Source organism: Agarivorans sp. QJM3NY_29 (assembly GCF_050870835.2).
In the GTDB taxonomy this organism is placed as follows: Bacteria; Pseudomonadota; Gammaproteobacteria; order Enterobacterales; family Celerinatantimonadaceae; genus Agarivorans.
Window position 1 is genome coordinate 1,026,425 of sequence record NZ_CP194036.2, and the last position, 14,766, is coordinate 1,041,190.

Annotated in this window: 14 protein-coding genes; 10 read left to right on the forward strand and 4 right to left on the reverse strand. The window is 46.0% G+C overall.

Annotated features, from left to right (window positions below; translation table 11 throughout):
* The first annotated feature begins 5 nt into the window (after positions 1-5).
* From ACRRS0_RS04675 to ACRRS0_RS04685, 3 genes are all read left to right on the forward strand, one after another.
* Complete coding sequence (locus ACRRS0_RS04675; protein WP_432454369.1) at positions 6-431, forward strand: GNAT family N-acetyltransferase; 426 nt, start codon at positions 6-8, stop codon at positions 429-431.
* A gap of 634 nt (positions 432-1,065) precedes the next feature.
* Positions 1,066-1,911, forward strand: coding sequence for a hypothetical protein (locus tag ACRRS0_RS04680; protein ID WP_432454368.1), 846 nt, complete (start codon positions 1,066-1,068; stop codon positions 1,909-1,911).
* 3 nt (positions 1,912-1,914) lie between these two features.
* A complete protein-coding gene (locus tag ACRRS0_RS04685; protein WP_432454367.1) occupies positions 1,915-3,396 on the forward strand; it encodes a methyl-accepting chemotaxis protein in 1,482 nt (493 codons plus the stop codon).
* A 320-nt stretch (positions 3,397-3,716) separates the two neighbouring features.
* Here the strand turns inward: ACRRS0_RS04685 and ACRRS0_RS04690 are convergent, their stop codons facing one another.
* Positions 3,717-4,565, reverse strand: a complete 849-nt coding sequence (locus ACRRS0_RS04690) for a sulfurtransferase (protein ID WP_432454366.1) — start codon at positions 4,563-4,565, stop codon at positions 3,717-3,719.
* A 481-nt stretch (positions 4,566-5,046) separates the two neighbouring features.
* Here ACRRS0_RS04690 and tsaA point away from each other — a divergent pair, with 481 nt between their 5' ends.
* On the forward strand, positions 5,047-5,523 hold the full coding sequence (gene tsaA, locus ACRRS0_RS04695; protein ID WP_432454365.1) for a tRNA (N6-threonylcarbamoyladenosine(37)-N6)-methyltransferase TrmO: 477 nt from the start codon (positions 5,047-5,049) through the stop codon (positions 5,521-5,523).
* Positions 5,524-5,833: 310 nt separating this feature from the next.
* Here tsaA and ACRRS0_RS04700 read toward each other — a convergent pair whose 3' ends face one another.
* Positions 5,834-6,703 (reverse strand): MurR/RpiR family transcriptional regulator, encoded by an 870-nt coding sequence (locus ACRRS0_RS04700; protein WP_432454364.1) that lies wholly within the window; start codon positions 6,701-6,703, stop codon positions 5,834-5,836.
* 296 nt (positions 6,704-6,999) lie between these two features.
* Between ACRRS0_RS04700 and ACRRS0_RS04705 the strand changes: the two genes are divergently transcribed.
* The 6 genes from ACRRS0_RS04705 (at position 7,000) to trmB (ending at position 12,977) form a co-directional block, all read left to right on the forward strand.
* Positions 7,000-8,034, forward strand: coding sequence for a polyamine ABC transporter substrate-binding protein (locus ACRRS0_RS04705; protein ID WP_432454363.1), 1,035 nt, complete (start codon positions 7,000-7,002; stop codon positions 8,032-8,034).
* Positions 8,035-8,085: 51 nt separating this feature from the next.
* Positions 8,086-9,207, forward strand: a complete 1,122-nt coding sequence (locus ACRRS0_RS04710; RefSeq protein ID WP_432454362.1) for an ABC transporter ATP-binding protein — start codon at positions 8,086-8,088, stop codon at positions 9,205-9,207.
* A complete protein-coding gene (locus ACRRS0_RS04715) occupies positions 9,204-10,097 on the forward strand; it encodes an ABC transporter permease (RefSeq protein WP_432454361.1) in 894 nt (297 codons plus the stop codon). The genes ACRRS0_RS04710 and ACRRS0_RS04715 overlap by 4 nt, the downstream gene beginning before the upstream one ends.
* 6 nt (positions 10,098-10,103) lie before the next feature.
* Complete coding sequence (locus tag ACRRS0_RS04720) at positions 10,104-10,940, forward strand: ABC transporter permease (protein WP_432454360.1); 837 nt, start codon at positions 10,104-10,106, stop codon at positions 10,938-10,940.
* A gap of 16 nt (positions 10,941-10,956) precedes the next feature.
* A complete protein-coding gene (locus ACRRS0_RS04725; protein WP_432454359.1) occupies positions 10,957-12,066 on the forward strand; it encodes a P1 family peptidase in 1,110 nt (369 codons plus the stop codon).
* A gap of 176 nt (positions 12,067-12,242) precedes the next feature.
* A complete protein-coding gene (gene trmB / locus ACRRS0_RS04730; RefSeq protein ID WP_432454358.1) occupies positions 12,243-12,977 on the forward strand; it encodes a tRNA (guanosine(46)-N7)-methyltransferase TrmB in 735 nt (244 codons plus the stop codon).
* Between the two features lie 8 nt (positions 12,978-12,985).
* On the opposite strand, the gene hemW is transcribed toward trmB, so the two are convergent.
* Both hemW and rdgB read right to left on the reverse strand, forming a co-directional pair.
* The gene (hemW, locus tag ACRRS0_RS04735; RefSeq protein ID WP_432454357.1) at positions 12,986-14,140 is read right to left on the reverse strand and encodes a radical SAM family heme chaperone HemW; all 1,155 of its coding nucleotides are present in this window, start codon (positions 14,138-14,140) and stop codon (positions 12,986-12,988) included.
* Positions 14,134-14,733 carry an RdgB/HAM1 family non-canonical purine NTP pyrophosphatase gene (gene rdgB / locus ACRRS0_RS04740; RefSeq protein ID WP_432454355.1) on the reverse strand — a complete coding sequence of 200 codons (600 nt, stop codon included), beginning with the start codon at positions 14,731-14,733 and terminating at the stop codon, positions 14,134-14,136. Before rdgB ends, hemW begins: the two co-directional genes overlap by 7 nt.
* Between the last annotated feature and the right edge of the window lie 33 nt (positions 14,734-14,766).

A 14,766-nucleotide genomic window follows, 5' to 3' on the forward strand; every position in this document is an offset into this window, starting at 1 on the left:
TTAAAATGAAACCCTTATTTCAAGTAGCTAAAAACAAGGATTTTGCCGAGCGTTTGACTCGTCAAAATATGCAAGCTTATTACCAGCAACTTGGGATCCTCTGGGATCAGGCAGCCTTCGATATAAATTGGCATGAGTTTGAAAATTATGAGATTGCTGTAAATCGATGTCCTGTAGGTATGCTTCGTATCAGCCACGATGAGCTTGCTTATTATATTCGAGACCTTCAAATTGAGCCGACTTGGCAGGGGCAAGGTTTGGGCTCTCAAGCGCTCAGTTATGCAATTGAGCTTGCTAGAAAAGCTGATGTCCGATTGCTGAGGTTGTGTGTGTTTGAGACGAATCCGGCGCTTGCTTTATACCAGCGTAAAGGATTTCGGATCTGCAAAACAGAGAGGTATATCCACTATATGGCACGCGAGCTTAACTAAGCCAAAATAATCCCACCGCTCCAGTGACTTGTTTGCTTATTCACAGGCGATACGGTTGGCTTGGCTCTCTTGGCTGAGCATGATCACTTCCCCATTCAGACTAAGGGCCATTATTTAGTGCCACCCGCCTAAAGTTCGCTAATGGAGAATGTGGCTGTCTTTGCTATCTATTGCTGGTCATTCTTTTTTGTTCGCTGATGCGTTCTTGAAGGCGGGGCTTGTTTATTAATATTCATACTCATCAAAGCGATAATCAATACAAATTCAATCTTTATTTATATTAATGGTTTTGGTTTTTATTTAGGGTTGATTTAAATTCTAGTTTAAAATGTTTTGGTTTAAGAGTAATAACTTAAAGCGCAAGTTTTGAATTCATCTCAACTATTTATCTATATTTAACATGTTTTTATCTTAATGTGTCTCTTTACTTGATAATGAAATGATGTTCTTTTTTGTATTCTTGAATATAGGTGCTATTTATTAAATTCATGGTCACAAAAATTATAATTAATATCTTTTTATCTTGTTTCATATTCAGTGAAATAATATCGTGGCCTGGTTCGGGCAAGTTTTTCTTCGGGTCTTAAACCCTTTGTTTTACGGTGGGTAATTAAAATAAACGTATTGAGGTTCTATGCTGAAAACAATCTATTTCCTTTGTTTTATCTCTCTGGCGAGCTTTGCAAAACCACTGAGAATTCCCGATACATCAGCGGGCAATATCTTTCCTGCGGTATTGGCTCAAGAAATCGTCAAGCGGAGTGAGCTTTACGACAGCGTTGCCTACCCTTACGGGGCTGTCGGCGATGTCGTCATTACCAAGGCAGTGGCCGATCTGAATGATGGGGGATTAGATTTAATATGGACGGCCACCTCTGCTGAGCGAGAGCAGGAATTAACTGCGATTTATTTCCCTATTTTCCGCGGCATCATCGGGATGCGCCTAGGGATTATTAAACAGCAAAATCGCCAGCGCTTTAGTCAGGTTAACAGTTGGGATGAGATGCGGGAGTATATTCCGTGCCAGGGTAAGCTATGGGCCGACACCGCCATTTTGGAAGCAAATGGGGTGAAGGTGGCCAAAAGTTTGGGTTATCCGAATATCTTTGCGATGGTCGAAGCGGAACGCTGTGATTATTTTCCTCGGGGAATTTTTGAACCTTGGGGAGAGCTGCAACGGGAAGCTCAGTATAATTTAACTGTCGATCCCTATGTGATGCTGCGTTATAAAATGCCACTGTTGTTCTTTGTAAAAAAAGACAATCAGCATTTAGCGGAGCACTTATACGGCATTTTACAGCAGATGTTTGAAGACGGCAGCTATCAGGCCTTATTTCTCAATCACCCAGACGTGAAAAATGCTTTGCAGCAAGGTCAGTTGGCGCAACGCCGTATCTTTGATTTAGACAACCCTTACTTAACTGAAAAAGTGCGAGCCATCCCCCAAGAGTTTTGGTTTGACCCCGTTGTTGGAAATTAATTTATGAAAACTATTACCGCTAAACTCTCTAGTTTACTTGTTGCGACTATCCTGATTGTGGGCCTGCTGGTTGTGGGCGTGTTGTACTGGAATAGCAATGCCAGCCTGACTCAGCAATACGAGCATCAAAAACAAGCCCTAAGCAAACAAATGAGTATTATTCTAAATGAACCGATATTTGTTTATGACTTGGATGTCATTCAAGCGATTATTAATTCTTTCAGTGATGATTCAATGATTGTCGGCATTAAAGTCAGCGATCAACGTGGTAAGTTGATGGCGAAAAGTGTGACTCGTCAAGCCAGTGTTGATGATAATTTAATCATACCGATGGCGTGGGACGGCAAAGCCACCGGTCAAATTGAAGTTGCAGTGACGCGTCAAGTCATGGACTCCGCCTTAATCCAGAAATTACATCAAGAGATTCTCACCATCGTTGTCATGGCGGCTCTAATTCTAATATTAATGATCGTATCGCTGCGTCAGTTAGTGATCCGTCCCTTAGCGGATGTAAATATCATGCTGGCCGGAATTGCCGAAGGTGATGGCGATTTAACCGCCCGGATCCCACTCCAGAGTGATGATGAAATTGGCCAGCTAAGTCGCAGTTTTAATAGTTTTATTCAAACCGTGCAACACATTGTGCAGGATATGGCGGATGCAGCCAGTCACTTAGAGCTGGTATCCGAAAATGTGCGGATGATTAACGATAAAAGCACCGCCAATACCATCGAGCAGACTGAGCTCACCAGCACCTCTTTGGGCAATCTTCAGCAACTGGGAATTGCCACCAAAGACATTGCCGGGAATGCCGCAAATACTGCCAGTAAAACGCAGCAGGCGTATCAACTTTCCATCGAAGGACATCGGGCCATTGATGATAATATTGCTCAGGTAACAGCGCTGGTTGATAACTTAGATAAGACTGCTGAAGATGTAAGTAACCTGAAACAAGTGAGTGATAATATTGGTAGTGTATTAGATGTGATTAAAGGCATTGCCGAACAAACCAACCTCTTGGCCTTGAATGCGGCCATTGAGGCCGCACGGGCAGGGGAGTTGGGACGTGGTTTTGCCGTGGTGGCCGATGAAGTAAGGGCGCTTGCCAGAAAAACCCACCAATCAACCACTGAAATTGAACAAATTATCGGTAATCTGCAAACTCAGGCCGAAACTTCTTATCAAGCCACGCGAGCGGGCAAGGTGATGGTGAGCGAAACCATCAAGTCGGCGCAGGGCACGGGTGAGTCTTTGGTTCAGATTAAGCAAGAAATGAGTTCGGTGAATGACATGGTGAACATGATAGCCAGCGCCAGTGAGGAGCAAGCCAATGTGACCAATGCGGTCACCAAGGATGTGGAATCGTTGAGCCAAGGTACGGCGTCGTTGAGTCAGGACAGTAAGCAGTTACAACAAGCCACTGAAGACTTGCTTGAGGTGAGCGTTCAAATGGTACAACAGGTGAATCGTTTTAAATATAAGTAAGCTGCGTTGAGCGAAGCATTGTGCTGTTTATGCGGATATCTCGCTGAAAGGGGGCATCGATAGGCCCCCTTTTATATGTCTATGAGCTGTTAATCGAACTCGCGGTATGTTTGGCCATATTTATGCGTCACCAACTTTGCAGCATTGCTGCTCAGCCATTTGAGGCGCAATGGTGATCTTACTGTTCGTTGCCTGAGGGATTACCGATGAACGCCAAGACCTTGCTTGAACGTTTTTTAATCATTGAAGACCTTCGCCAAGATTGAAAAACTAAGCCAAAATAGTCGCGCCGCTCCAGCTTGTTTGCTTATTCACAGGCGCTACGGTTGGCTTGGCTCTATCGGCAGAGCATGATCACTTCCCCATTCAGACCAAGAGCCATCATAAAGTGCCACCTGCGTGTAGTTCGCTAATAAGGCTGCAACTAAGCCAATACAAGCGGTAATGCCGGAGCCACAAGAGAACACCAGTGGCTTGGAAGTATCTTGTATTACTGCAGAGAACAAGGCTTGTAGCTCGCTTGAACTTTTGTACTTATGCTCATCAAGGGTTTGCTCGAAAGGCAGATTGAGCGACTTGGGAATATGTCCGCTTCGAACGCCTGGTCTTGGTTCTTGCGCTGCGCCAGTAAATCGCCCAGAAGCGCGAACATCAATCACACTAAAGTCTTGGCGAGTAAGATTAGCAAGGACTTGTTGCTTGAAAACCAGAGCATCAGTCGAAAAACTTAATGGGGGATAGCTTCCTGAGTGAGCCTTCGTGCGGTATTCCGTGGCGCTTGGGTAGTTGTGTTTCAGCCATTCAGGGAGACCACCGTCTAGTATATAGACCTTCGCGAGGCCAAAAGACTTGAGGATCCACCATGCCCTTGGCGACGAGTAGATCCCTTGGTTATCATATACTACGATGGTGGTGTTGGCGGTGATCCCAAGACTCTCCATCAGCTTCGATACTTGCGTGGATGATGGAAATGCGTGGATCTGCGGACTTGAATGGTCGACTAGCTCGTTAGACAAATCCACATAGTAACTGTTGGGAATGACTGATAATGTCTCATAAACGATAGCTTCTTTCCCAACCACGGATTTCATGCTGACATCGATAATCCTCAGATCATCATCAGCGAGTCGTTGGTATAAACTGGCTGCCGAAATTAATAGACGGTCCATCCTTCCTCCAAAAAAGTTAACGCCACAAGTCTGGTTGTTTCATATCGCTGGCAACAAAGCCCATCAAGCGCCACTCAGGATGGGATATGCGAACGACAAATCTTACAACACCAGCCTGCATAAATGCACAAAAATACTTTAACTTTCTTATGCTTGAAACCAAAAAATAATGTGCTGGTCCAGTCTTGCGGATGCTTGAATGGCGGTCGATAGTAAGCGCTTAGGCTATTCGTGACTGATGTTTAGCAGGATTGATTGTTGGCTTGAGAAAATGAGCCTTCAATCCCGGCTTTGTTCAACGGGGGCATTTGCTGGTCGAGGAGCAATTAATATAAAACGGGGCTGAGGGTTCTTGAGCGATCGCTTTCAGAGCGGGGTCAATGTCGCCTCGCTTCAAATGGCGGGCGTGCTGGAACAAGTGCTTGCTTGAGCGTATGGTTATTGTTTATCAAGTTATTAGCGAATAAAAGGAAGTCAGCTGATGCCGCAGATCCAATCCATCGGGGTGATCCATTCTCCCTACCAGTGTTTAGAAGATATGCCGATCCAACCCAAGGGGGCGAGTGAGGTCAAAGGTGAGATCGTGTTAGACCCGCAATACGCCGAGGGGCTGGCCGATCTGGAAGGATTCTCGCATATTTACCTGATTTATCACTTTCACAAAGCCATTCGCACCGAGTTGCGGGTGACGCCTTTCATGGATACTCAGCCCCGCGGGGTGTTTTCTACTCGCTCACCGCTACGACCTAATCACATTGGTATGTCGGTGCTTGAGGTGAGTCAGGTGGTGGGCAATCGGATCTATGTACAGGGTATCGATATCCTCGATGGCACGCCCTTATTGGATATTAAACCCTATATTGCCAAGTTTGATGCGGTAGCACAGAGCCGCTCGGGTTGGCTGCAAGCTAGCGAGCAAGAGATTGTTAATAAGCGTTCTGACCAGCGCTTTGTTTAATTAAGAGCGCGTGTTCGAAAATGAAAGGAGTGGATATCTTAGAATTCAGACCTCGCTGCGAGCATTGTCTTGTTCGTCTATGCTCGTCAGCGGAAGGTTTGTCCCATTTTGTGGAAGTGCTTGCGTCTGGACAGCTCCGACTCTCGCGGGATGAGATTAGAGATATGATGTGCTTGATGCTCCGATGAGTCTTAGGTTTGTGTTTAAGCCAGTCGGGCCGCATCTTCAGCAGCAGTTGTTTGTGTTGCTCTGAGGAAGGCCGTTAATGGGGCTCTAGGGTGAGGTCGTGCTCAAGCGCACACTCAATCGGCTAAAAAAAATCTAAACGTTTGGCGATTTCCTGCCAGCGTTTGATCCGCTGTTCACTATTGGGGGAGCGCTTAGCAACCGCATCTACCAGCATATTGGTGGTGAGCACTATTCCCCAAGTGGATTCTAAAAATAACCCAGATTTAGATTTTGAATAAATAATATGGGCTCCATATTCAACTGCCCAATGGCAAAACTCATCGGTGATGATGACAATTTGGATCCCTTCTCTTTGAGCTTCTTCACAGAGTTTGCGACTTTCTGCTGCGTAAGGCACCACATCTAAAATCACTAAAGCATGGTAGCCTTGTTGGGAGTGCGGCACCTCTGCAAGCCATTCTGCCAGCATACTATCGTGAGGTGAAAGGTATTGCACCGAGTCGCGAGCCAAAGATAAGCGACGACTAAAGTCTTCCGCTGCGCCGCGTATAGATTGAAACCCGGAAACATAAACTTTGCTGGCTGCACTCACGCAAGCAACTAGGCTTTGCCAATGTTCGGTTTCAAATTGCTCATATAAACGCATCATTGCTTGCAGCTCATGTTTGAAATTTTCTCGGTAAAAAGAGTCAACGGGTAGGCGTTGGTTGTCACTTTCTTGTATCGGGATCACTTCTTTTTGCAAGGCTTCCTTGAGGGATGCGATCCCTTGATAGCCAGCCCGCTTTAGAAAACGACTCACGGTAATTTGGCTCACGGCTGCTTTCTCGGCGATGGAAGCCCCAGTCTCGTAACTGATTCGGTCTAGGTTTAATAGAATGAATTGTGCGACTCTCGCTTCTGACTTGGTGGCTTTAGGGATTAAAGCTTGTATTTTTTGAGCGGTGTTGTTGGCGATAAACTCGGGTTTTGAAGAAAAAGTATTTTTCAAAATATTGTCTCCTGTGTCATTAACAATTTATTGCATCATCTCTGTGCGAAACCAAGGCCGATATATCCAAGTTAGTGCATAAATATACAGTTGAACAGTGCTTGCTAGAGAGTTGTTTTTATAACCTATTGATTTTCAAGTTAAAATAATATGTTACGAATCTAACATATATTGATATTGAAATAATCATGCCTAACCATAGAATGAAGGGGTGGTGTTTTTATAAACAAATTAACTGTTTTTCAATCAACAAAGGTGAGCTCATGAACTGTTCAATTTCTAGAAAAAGAGGTCATATGCTGAAAACTGCTTTGCTTGCGACAAGTCTCGCATGCGCTGCTTTTAGCTATTCCCAAGTTGCGTCGGCAGAAGAGACCTTAAACCTTTACAACTGGGGAGAATATATCAACCCAGAGGTGCTCAGCCGCTTTACTGAATCGACTGGAATTAAAGTGAAGTTAGACACTTATTCTTCTAATGAAGAGTTGCTCGCTAAATTACAGGCCGGTGCGACGGGCTACGATATTGTGTTTCCTTCGGTACACATGCAAGACATTATGGCGCAGCTTCATTTACTCGAAAAAACTCATATTAATCAGTACTCGGGTTTTAAGCATATCGATAGCGCTTTTCTTACCGCAGAATCTGACCCCAAAGGAGAATACTGCTTGCCTTACGCTTGGGGTACCGTGGGGATCCTCTATAACAAGAAGTTGGTTCCAGAGCTGAATTCTTGGGATGATTTCTTCGCGTTACCCAAGCAAGGTAAAAATATCGCCATGTTGGATGAGATGCGCGAAGTTATTAGTGTAGGTTTGATCACTCATGGTAAAAGTGTCAACAGTACTGACCGAGATGATTTAAAAGTAGCGCAAGACTATATCATTCAACAAAAAGGTAATATTTCAGCCTTTACTTATGACAGCATTCCGATGGTGCAATCCGGTGATATTGCTGCTGCTCAATGGTATGTCGGAGCAATGTTATATGTATTTGAGAATCCCGATGAGCTGGCGTATGTGATCCCCGAGGAAGGTGCGACCAAATACCAAGAGAATATGTGTGTGCTTAAAAGTGCTCCGAATAAAGCGAACGCCCAAAAATTCTTAGAATTTTTTACCCAGCCTGAAATTGCCGCCTTAAATGCCAAGCAGCAAACCAACGGCACGATGAACAAAGATGCGATTGAATTGTTGCCTGACTATTTACGTAATAATCCGAGTATTAACCCACCGGCTTCGGTGAGAGCCAAACTACAAATGTTTAAGGAATTAGGTAAAGGCATTAAGTTGTATGACAGAGCTTGGACCAAAATCCGTACTTCTTCTTAATCGTTTGCAGCATGCGGGCTTGCCCGCTTTTCTTATTTTTTGAGGTTGTTTATGTCTACTGCGGTACCAGTCCCTGAATATGTCCGAATTCGTCGCGCTCATCGTCAGTTCATTACGCCCGAAGGGGGAGTGATACATGCTTTGGATTCGGTGGATTTGTCTATTGCCCAGAGTGAATTTATCACCTTGCTTGGTCCTTCTGGGTGTGGGAAAACGACCTTATTGAAAATAGTGGCTGGTTTCGAAGAGATCGACAGTGGCGATATTCTGCTGGATGGTCAATCGATTATTGGCAAGCCTGCGCATAAGCGGCCGGTGAATACCGTGTTTCAGTCCTATGCTTTATTTCCTCATCTGTCGGTGGGAGACAATGTGGGTTATGGTCTGGATGTCGCAAAGGTGGCAAAAACCGAGCGTAACCGACGTGTGGCAGAGGCCTTAGAGATGGTGGGTTTAGCTGGGATCGAAAAACGTAATCCAGCACAACTGTCTGGTGGCCAGCAGCAGCGAGTCGCCTTAGCTCGAGCCATCATTAACCGTCCTAAGTTACTGTTGTTAGATGAACCCTTGTCAGCCTTAGATAAAAACTTGCGTTTAAAAATGCAAATTGAATTAAAAAATCTACAAACAGAATTAGGGATCTGCTTTATTTTTGTCACCCATGACCAAGAAGAGGCCTTGACCATGTCTGACCGTATTGTGGTGTTGAACGGTGGCAAGGTTCAGCAGGTTGGTACGCCAGATGAGATATACCATCGCCCGAAAAATAACTTTGTGGCGACCTTCATTGGTGAAAGTAATATCTTTACCGGAAAAGTCGTCGAGCAAGACCAGCAGGGCATTCAAATTGATTGTGGTGGCTTGCGAATACACAGTACAGACGCTGAGGCATCGTTAGGCCAACCGATGACCTTATTGCTTCGTCCCGAGCAAATGTCGCTAACGCCACCTCTTGATTCGCAACAGCTTGCGAGTTTAAGCATGACCCTTGATCAAGTGGTATTTATTGGCAGCGATTATCAATTGCATGGGCACTTGTCGAATGGCTTTCAGTTATCGGCCTTAGTGCGCCAACATGCCACTCCTTTGGCACAAGGTGATCAAGTTGTGCTTTATTATCAGCCCAAGGCAGTGCATACCATTCCTGAATCAGCCGTTGGGAGTAAGCCATGAGTGTGTTTATTCGAGCACGCCAGCGGCTGATGTTAGCTGGTTTGCTGGCTCCAACGACTTTGTTTCTTGGGATATTTTTTCTGATCCCACTCGGTATTATGTTGCTCTATAGCTTCTTGGAACCGGGCCTGTATGGGGGCGTGGAGTGGAATTTTTATCATTGGAATTACGGTCGGGTTTTTGGCTGGGCCGATGGTGTTTATGAAGAGTTTGACTCGGTTTACCTTGAGATCTTATTACGTTCGATTGGGCTCGCGAGTGCAACGGTGATTTGCACCCTGGTGATTTGTTATCCCGTTGCTTTTTGGGTCGCTACTTTAACGGCAAAACAGAAGTCGTTCTTTATCTTCCTTATTACTTTGCCATTTTTTGCAAGTATGGTGGTTAGGTTATATGCCTGGGTACTGATTTTGCGTAATTCCGGTTTTGCCAATCAGTTCTTACAGGCGGCGGGCATTATTACTGAGCCCTTAAATCTGATGTTTTCAGGCACCGCGGTCATCATTGGCATGGTGTATATCTTTATTCCATTTATGTTTTTACCGATTTATTCCAGTGTTGAAAAACTAGACATGAGCTTGTTGCAAGCATCCCAAGATTTAGGCGCGACCCCATTTACCACCTTTAGACGAGTGGTCCTTCCGATGACCATTCCCGGGATTGTCGCAGGTTCTATCTTGGTCTTTATTCCTAGTCTCGGCAATTTTGTGGTGCCTGACTTATTGGGCGGCGCCAAGGTGATGATGATTGGCAACATGGTGGAGCAACAGTTTTTATATGCTCGCAATTGGCCCTTTGGCGCGACCTTGTCGATGGTGATTATCTTCTTGATGCTGGCCATTCTGTCGTTTTATTTGTTTGTCTCCGCCAAAAAAGTACAGCAACCTTAGGAACTGATGATGAAGAAGCAAACTGCATTAGGCCGTTTATTATCTGTATATAGTACGTTCTTCTTTGTATTTTTGTATGCCCCCGTGCTGCTTATTGTGATTTATTCATTTAACTCAAATCCGATTAATATCATGATTTGGGACGGCTTTACCTTTGATTGGTATCGCAGTATTTTTGGCGCGCAGACCCACTTAGCGGATTCAAATAGCTATGTGAATTCAACCGCACAATTATTGAATGCCCTGAAAAATAGTTTACAAGTGGCTTGTAGCGCCACATTGATCGCGACCCTATTGGGGACTAGCGCAGCCATCGCCATTTCACGTTTTCGTTTTAAATTACAAGGATTTTACCGGTTACTGTTATTTGTTCCGATGGTGATGCCTGACATTGTATTAGGCATTGCGTTGCTGATTTTCTTCGTTGGTGCCGGTTTCACGCTGGGCAATACGACGATTATTATTGGCCATTGCACCTTTTTGAGCAGCTATGTGTTTGTGGTCGTAAGCGCTCGCTTAGCTGGCATGGATCCGAAGATAGAGTCGGCCTCTGCCGATCTGGGGGCAAATGAATGGCAAACTTTTCGCCGTATCACCTTACCTCTCATTTTACCGGGTGTTATTGGCGGTGCCATGCTTAGTTTCATTATTTCGATGGACGATTTGGTGATTACTTGTTTTATTAGTGGGGTGGACTCCACGACTTTACCGGTATTTATCTTAGGTATGATCCGTCGCGGGATTAAACCCGAAATTAACGCCATTGCTACTTTGATGCTGTTGTTTTCTGTTGCTATCGCCTCGATCGGTATTTATTTCAAATCTAAGAACTCAAGTGATTAAGGAGAGTATGGGCAATATGATGTCTAAACGACGAGCAAGAGAGTTAGGTCTTCCCTTTCCTGGACGTACTGGCCCTAACAATGCGATTACCGATGTTGCAGGCGTTTTAGTTGGTTATCAAACCATCAGAAACGAACAGCCCCTCTCTCCGGCATGCACCGGGGTTACGGCTATCTTGCCACATGGGCGAAGTCATACTCCAAGGCCTGTATGGGCTGGCATGTATGCCTTAAACGGGAATGGTGAAATGACCGGGACTCACTGGATCCAAGATGGAGGTTACTTCACGGGTCCGATTATGATTACCAATTCGCATGGTGTGGGGATGACCCACCATGCGGCGGTGAAGTGGATGATTCAGCAGTATCAAGCGGTGTGGCAGGGGCATCACCTATGGGCAATGCCGGTTGTCGCCGAAACCTTTGATGGTATTTTGAATGATATTAATGCGCTGCATATTACCGAACAGGATGCGCTGGCTGCTTTGAATAATGCCGCGGCTGGAAAAATTGCCGAAGGAAATGTTGGTGGGGGAACCGGAATGATTGCCTATGATTTCAAAGGCGGCACCGGAACATCGTCGCGTTTGGTCGAAGTGGATGGGCAGACTTACACGGTAGCCGCTTTAGTGCAGGCAAATCATGGCATTCGTCCTTGGTTTAATGTACTCGGTGCGCCATTAGGTAAAGTGATGACCGAAGATCGGATCCATAGCAAGCATGAGCAGGGCTCAATTATCGTGATTTTGGCAACCGATGCACCGATGTTACCGCATCAGCTGAAGCGGATGGCGAAGCGGGCGGCGATTGGCATTGGTCGCAATGGTTCTCCGGGAGGAAACAATTCGGGGGATATTTTTCTTGCCTTTAGCACCGCAAATCAACAAGAAATGCCGCAATTATCCGGGCCCATGCGCACCATGCATTGTTTAAACGATGAGGTTTTTGATGATTTTTATCTGGCCAGTGTCGAAGCAATCGAAGAGTCGGTGATTAATGCGATGGTTGCTGCTGAAGACGTACCAACCTTTAAACAACCTGCGGGGCAAATTTGCAAGGCGATTGATCCCCAGCGTTTGACACAGTTAGTTAGAAGTTTTCACGCCACTGGTATAAATCTGAGCTGAGTATACTTTTATCTTCCTTAGATAAATGCCACCGGGTGCCTTGATTTAGCCTTTTCAAAATTCAGTCGACTTGAGTTTTTCAATGGGCAAAGCTTGCACAAAGGCCAGAACTTTGGATAATGCCAGCCCTGTTCTACATTTAGAACGTCCCTGCAATTTCTTAGTCTGGAATTATCATGAGTGAGCAAGATCAAAACCCGGCTCCTGAGGCCCCTCAAGAGCAAGCCGAAGACAAACGACTTCGTAAAATTCGTAGCTTTGTAAAACGAGAAGGTCGTTTAACCAAGCGCCAGGAAAATGCGCTCACCGAGTTTTGGCCAACCTTGGGTCTGGATCATCAGGCCGCAAACTATTCGCTGGCGCAGGTATTTGGTCGCGATGCGAAAACTGTACTCGAAATTGGTTTTGGTATGGGCGCCTCTTTGGTGGAGATGGCGAAGCATGCGCCTGAGACTAATTTTATTGGCATTGAAGTGCATCGCCCTGGGGTGGGTGCTTGTTTGGCCGATGCAGTGGATGCGCAGATCGACAATCTGCGGGTCTTTGAACACGATGCAGTAGAAGTTTTAAACGATAGTATTCCAGACAACAGCCTCGATACGGTGCAACTGTTCTTTCCCGACCCTTGGCATAAATCACGTCATCACAAACGGCGCATTGTTCAGCCAGAATTTGTTGAATTGCTGCGTAATAAACTCAAAATTGGCGGTGTATTTCATATGGCGACCGACTGGCAGCATTACGCCGAGCATATGTTAGAAGTGATGCAGGCGGCGCCAGGCTATCGCAATACTTCTGAAACTAACGATTATGTACCGCGTCCGGATTGGCGTCCCTTAACCAAGTTTGAAAACCGCGGCCATCGTTTAGGCCACGGGGTGTGGGATTTGATCTTCGCTCGCGAAGCCTAAAGCCTAATTTAATCGGTAAAGCAATTCAGTAGGTCGTTTAGAAATAAACGGCCTTTTTTTGTGACCTGCCAGCTAGTGGCATTTTCTTCCAGCAAGGTTTGTTGCTTGGCACTGTCGAGTGAGTTTTCCAACGCGCTTAAACTTAAGCCTGTTAAGTTCACAAACTCGCTTTTCGGGATGGCTTCAAACAGGCGCAGCCGATTTAAGAAGTACTCAAAGGCTAAATCTTGGTTTGCCACTGGCCATTGTTTATAGAGGAATTCCCGCTGCGGATCTAAGTAGCCTTTCGGGTGTTTTAGCTTCTCGGTTCTGAATAAATGCTGAGTCTGCAAATCAGTGATTTTGCCGTGCGCTCCGCAACCAATACCTAAGTAATCGCCAAAGCGCCAGTAGTTGAGGTTGTGTTGTGAGCGATCTCCATCGCGGCAATAGGCCGACACTTCGTATTGTGCATAGCCAGCCTGAGCTAATTGCTGCTGTCCCTGCTCGAAAATATCCCACAACAGATCTTCGTTGGGTAAGGCGGGCGGTCGTGATGCAAAGGCGGTATTGGCTTCAATGGTGAGTTGATACCAGGACAGGTGGCTGGGGCCAAGCGCAAAGGCTTGCTGTAGATCTTGCATCGCTTGCTCAAGGCTTTGCTTAGGCAGGCCATGCATTAAATCGAGGTTGATCCGTTTAAAGCCAGCTTGCTGCGCATATTCGAAGGCCCGCAGCGCCTCTTCGCCGCTGTGGATCCGCCCCAGTTTGCTTAAATGGCTTTGTTGAAAGCTTTGTACGCCAATCGACAAACGATTCACGCCCGCTTGAAAGTAGCCTTTAAAGCGGTCTGCTTCGGCGGTGCCCGGGTTGGCCTCCATGGTGACTTCGGTGTCGGGCTCAAGCTGCAAATGTTGCTTGATTCCCTGCAGCAAGCGCGCAATCGCTTCGGCAGACAGCAGGCTTGGTGTGCCGCCACCAATAAAGATACTGTGTAAGGGGCGCCCTTGTAGTGTGGGGAAACGTGCTAAGTCTTGTTCAAGGTCAGCCAGAAGCGCACTGATGTATGCCGCTTCTGGTAAGTCTTGCTTTAAGCCATGGGAGTTGAAATCACAATAGGGGCATTTTTGAACACACCAAGGGATGTGAACATACAGACTTAATGGCGGCGCAAGACTTAACATACGCAATGATTAAGCTGTGCTAATAATTCTCTAAGGGCTTGGCCTCGGTGACTTAAGGCGTTTTTCTCTGCCTTGCTGAGCTGGGCGGAGGTGGACTGGTGTTCGGCAACCCAAAATACCGGATCATAACCGAAGCCGCCTTCACCGTGGATCTGCTCGGTGATTTGGCCGCGCCATTTACCATGACAAATCAGCGGGGCTGGGTCATCGGCATGGCGTAAATACACCAATACGCAGTGAAACTCTGCACCGCGTTGCGACTCGGGCACGTCTTTTAGTGCTGCGAGTAATTTTAGTACGTTGTCGTGATCACTGGCGTTGCTGCCAGCATAACGTGAAGAATATAGTCCCGGCGCACCATTAAGATAATCCACTGCTAAACCAGAGTCGTCGGCAATAGCGGGTAAACCGGTGATTTTTGCCGCATGGCGGGCTTTAATAATGGCATTTTCTACAAAGGTGGTGCCGGTTTCTTCGGCGTCCACAATGGCAAATTCACTTTGCGCCACAATTTGTTTTTGTAAGGGTTTGAGTAACTCGGAAAGTTCGGCAACTTTACCGGGATTACCGGTGGCCAAGACAACTTTTTGCATGGGAAACCTTTGTCTGTGTCGATGTGAGCCTAA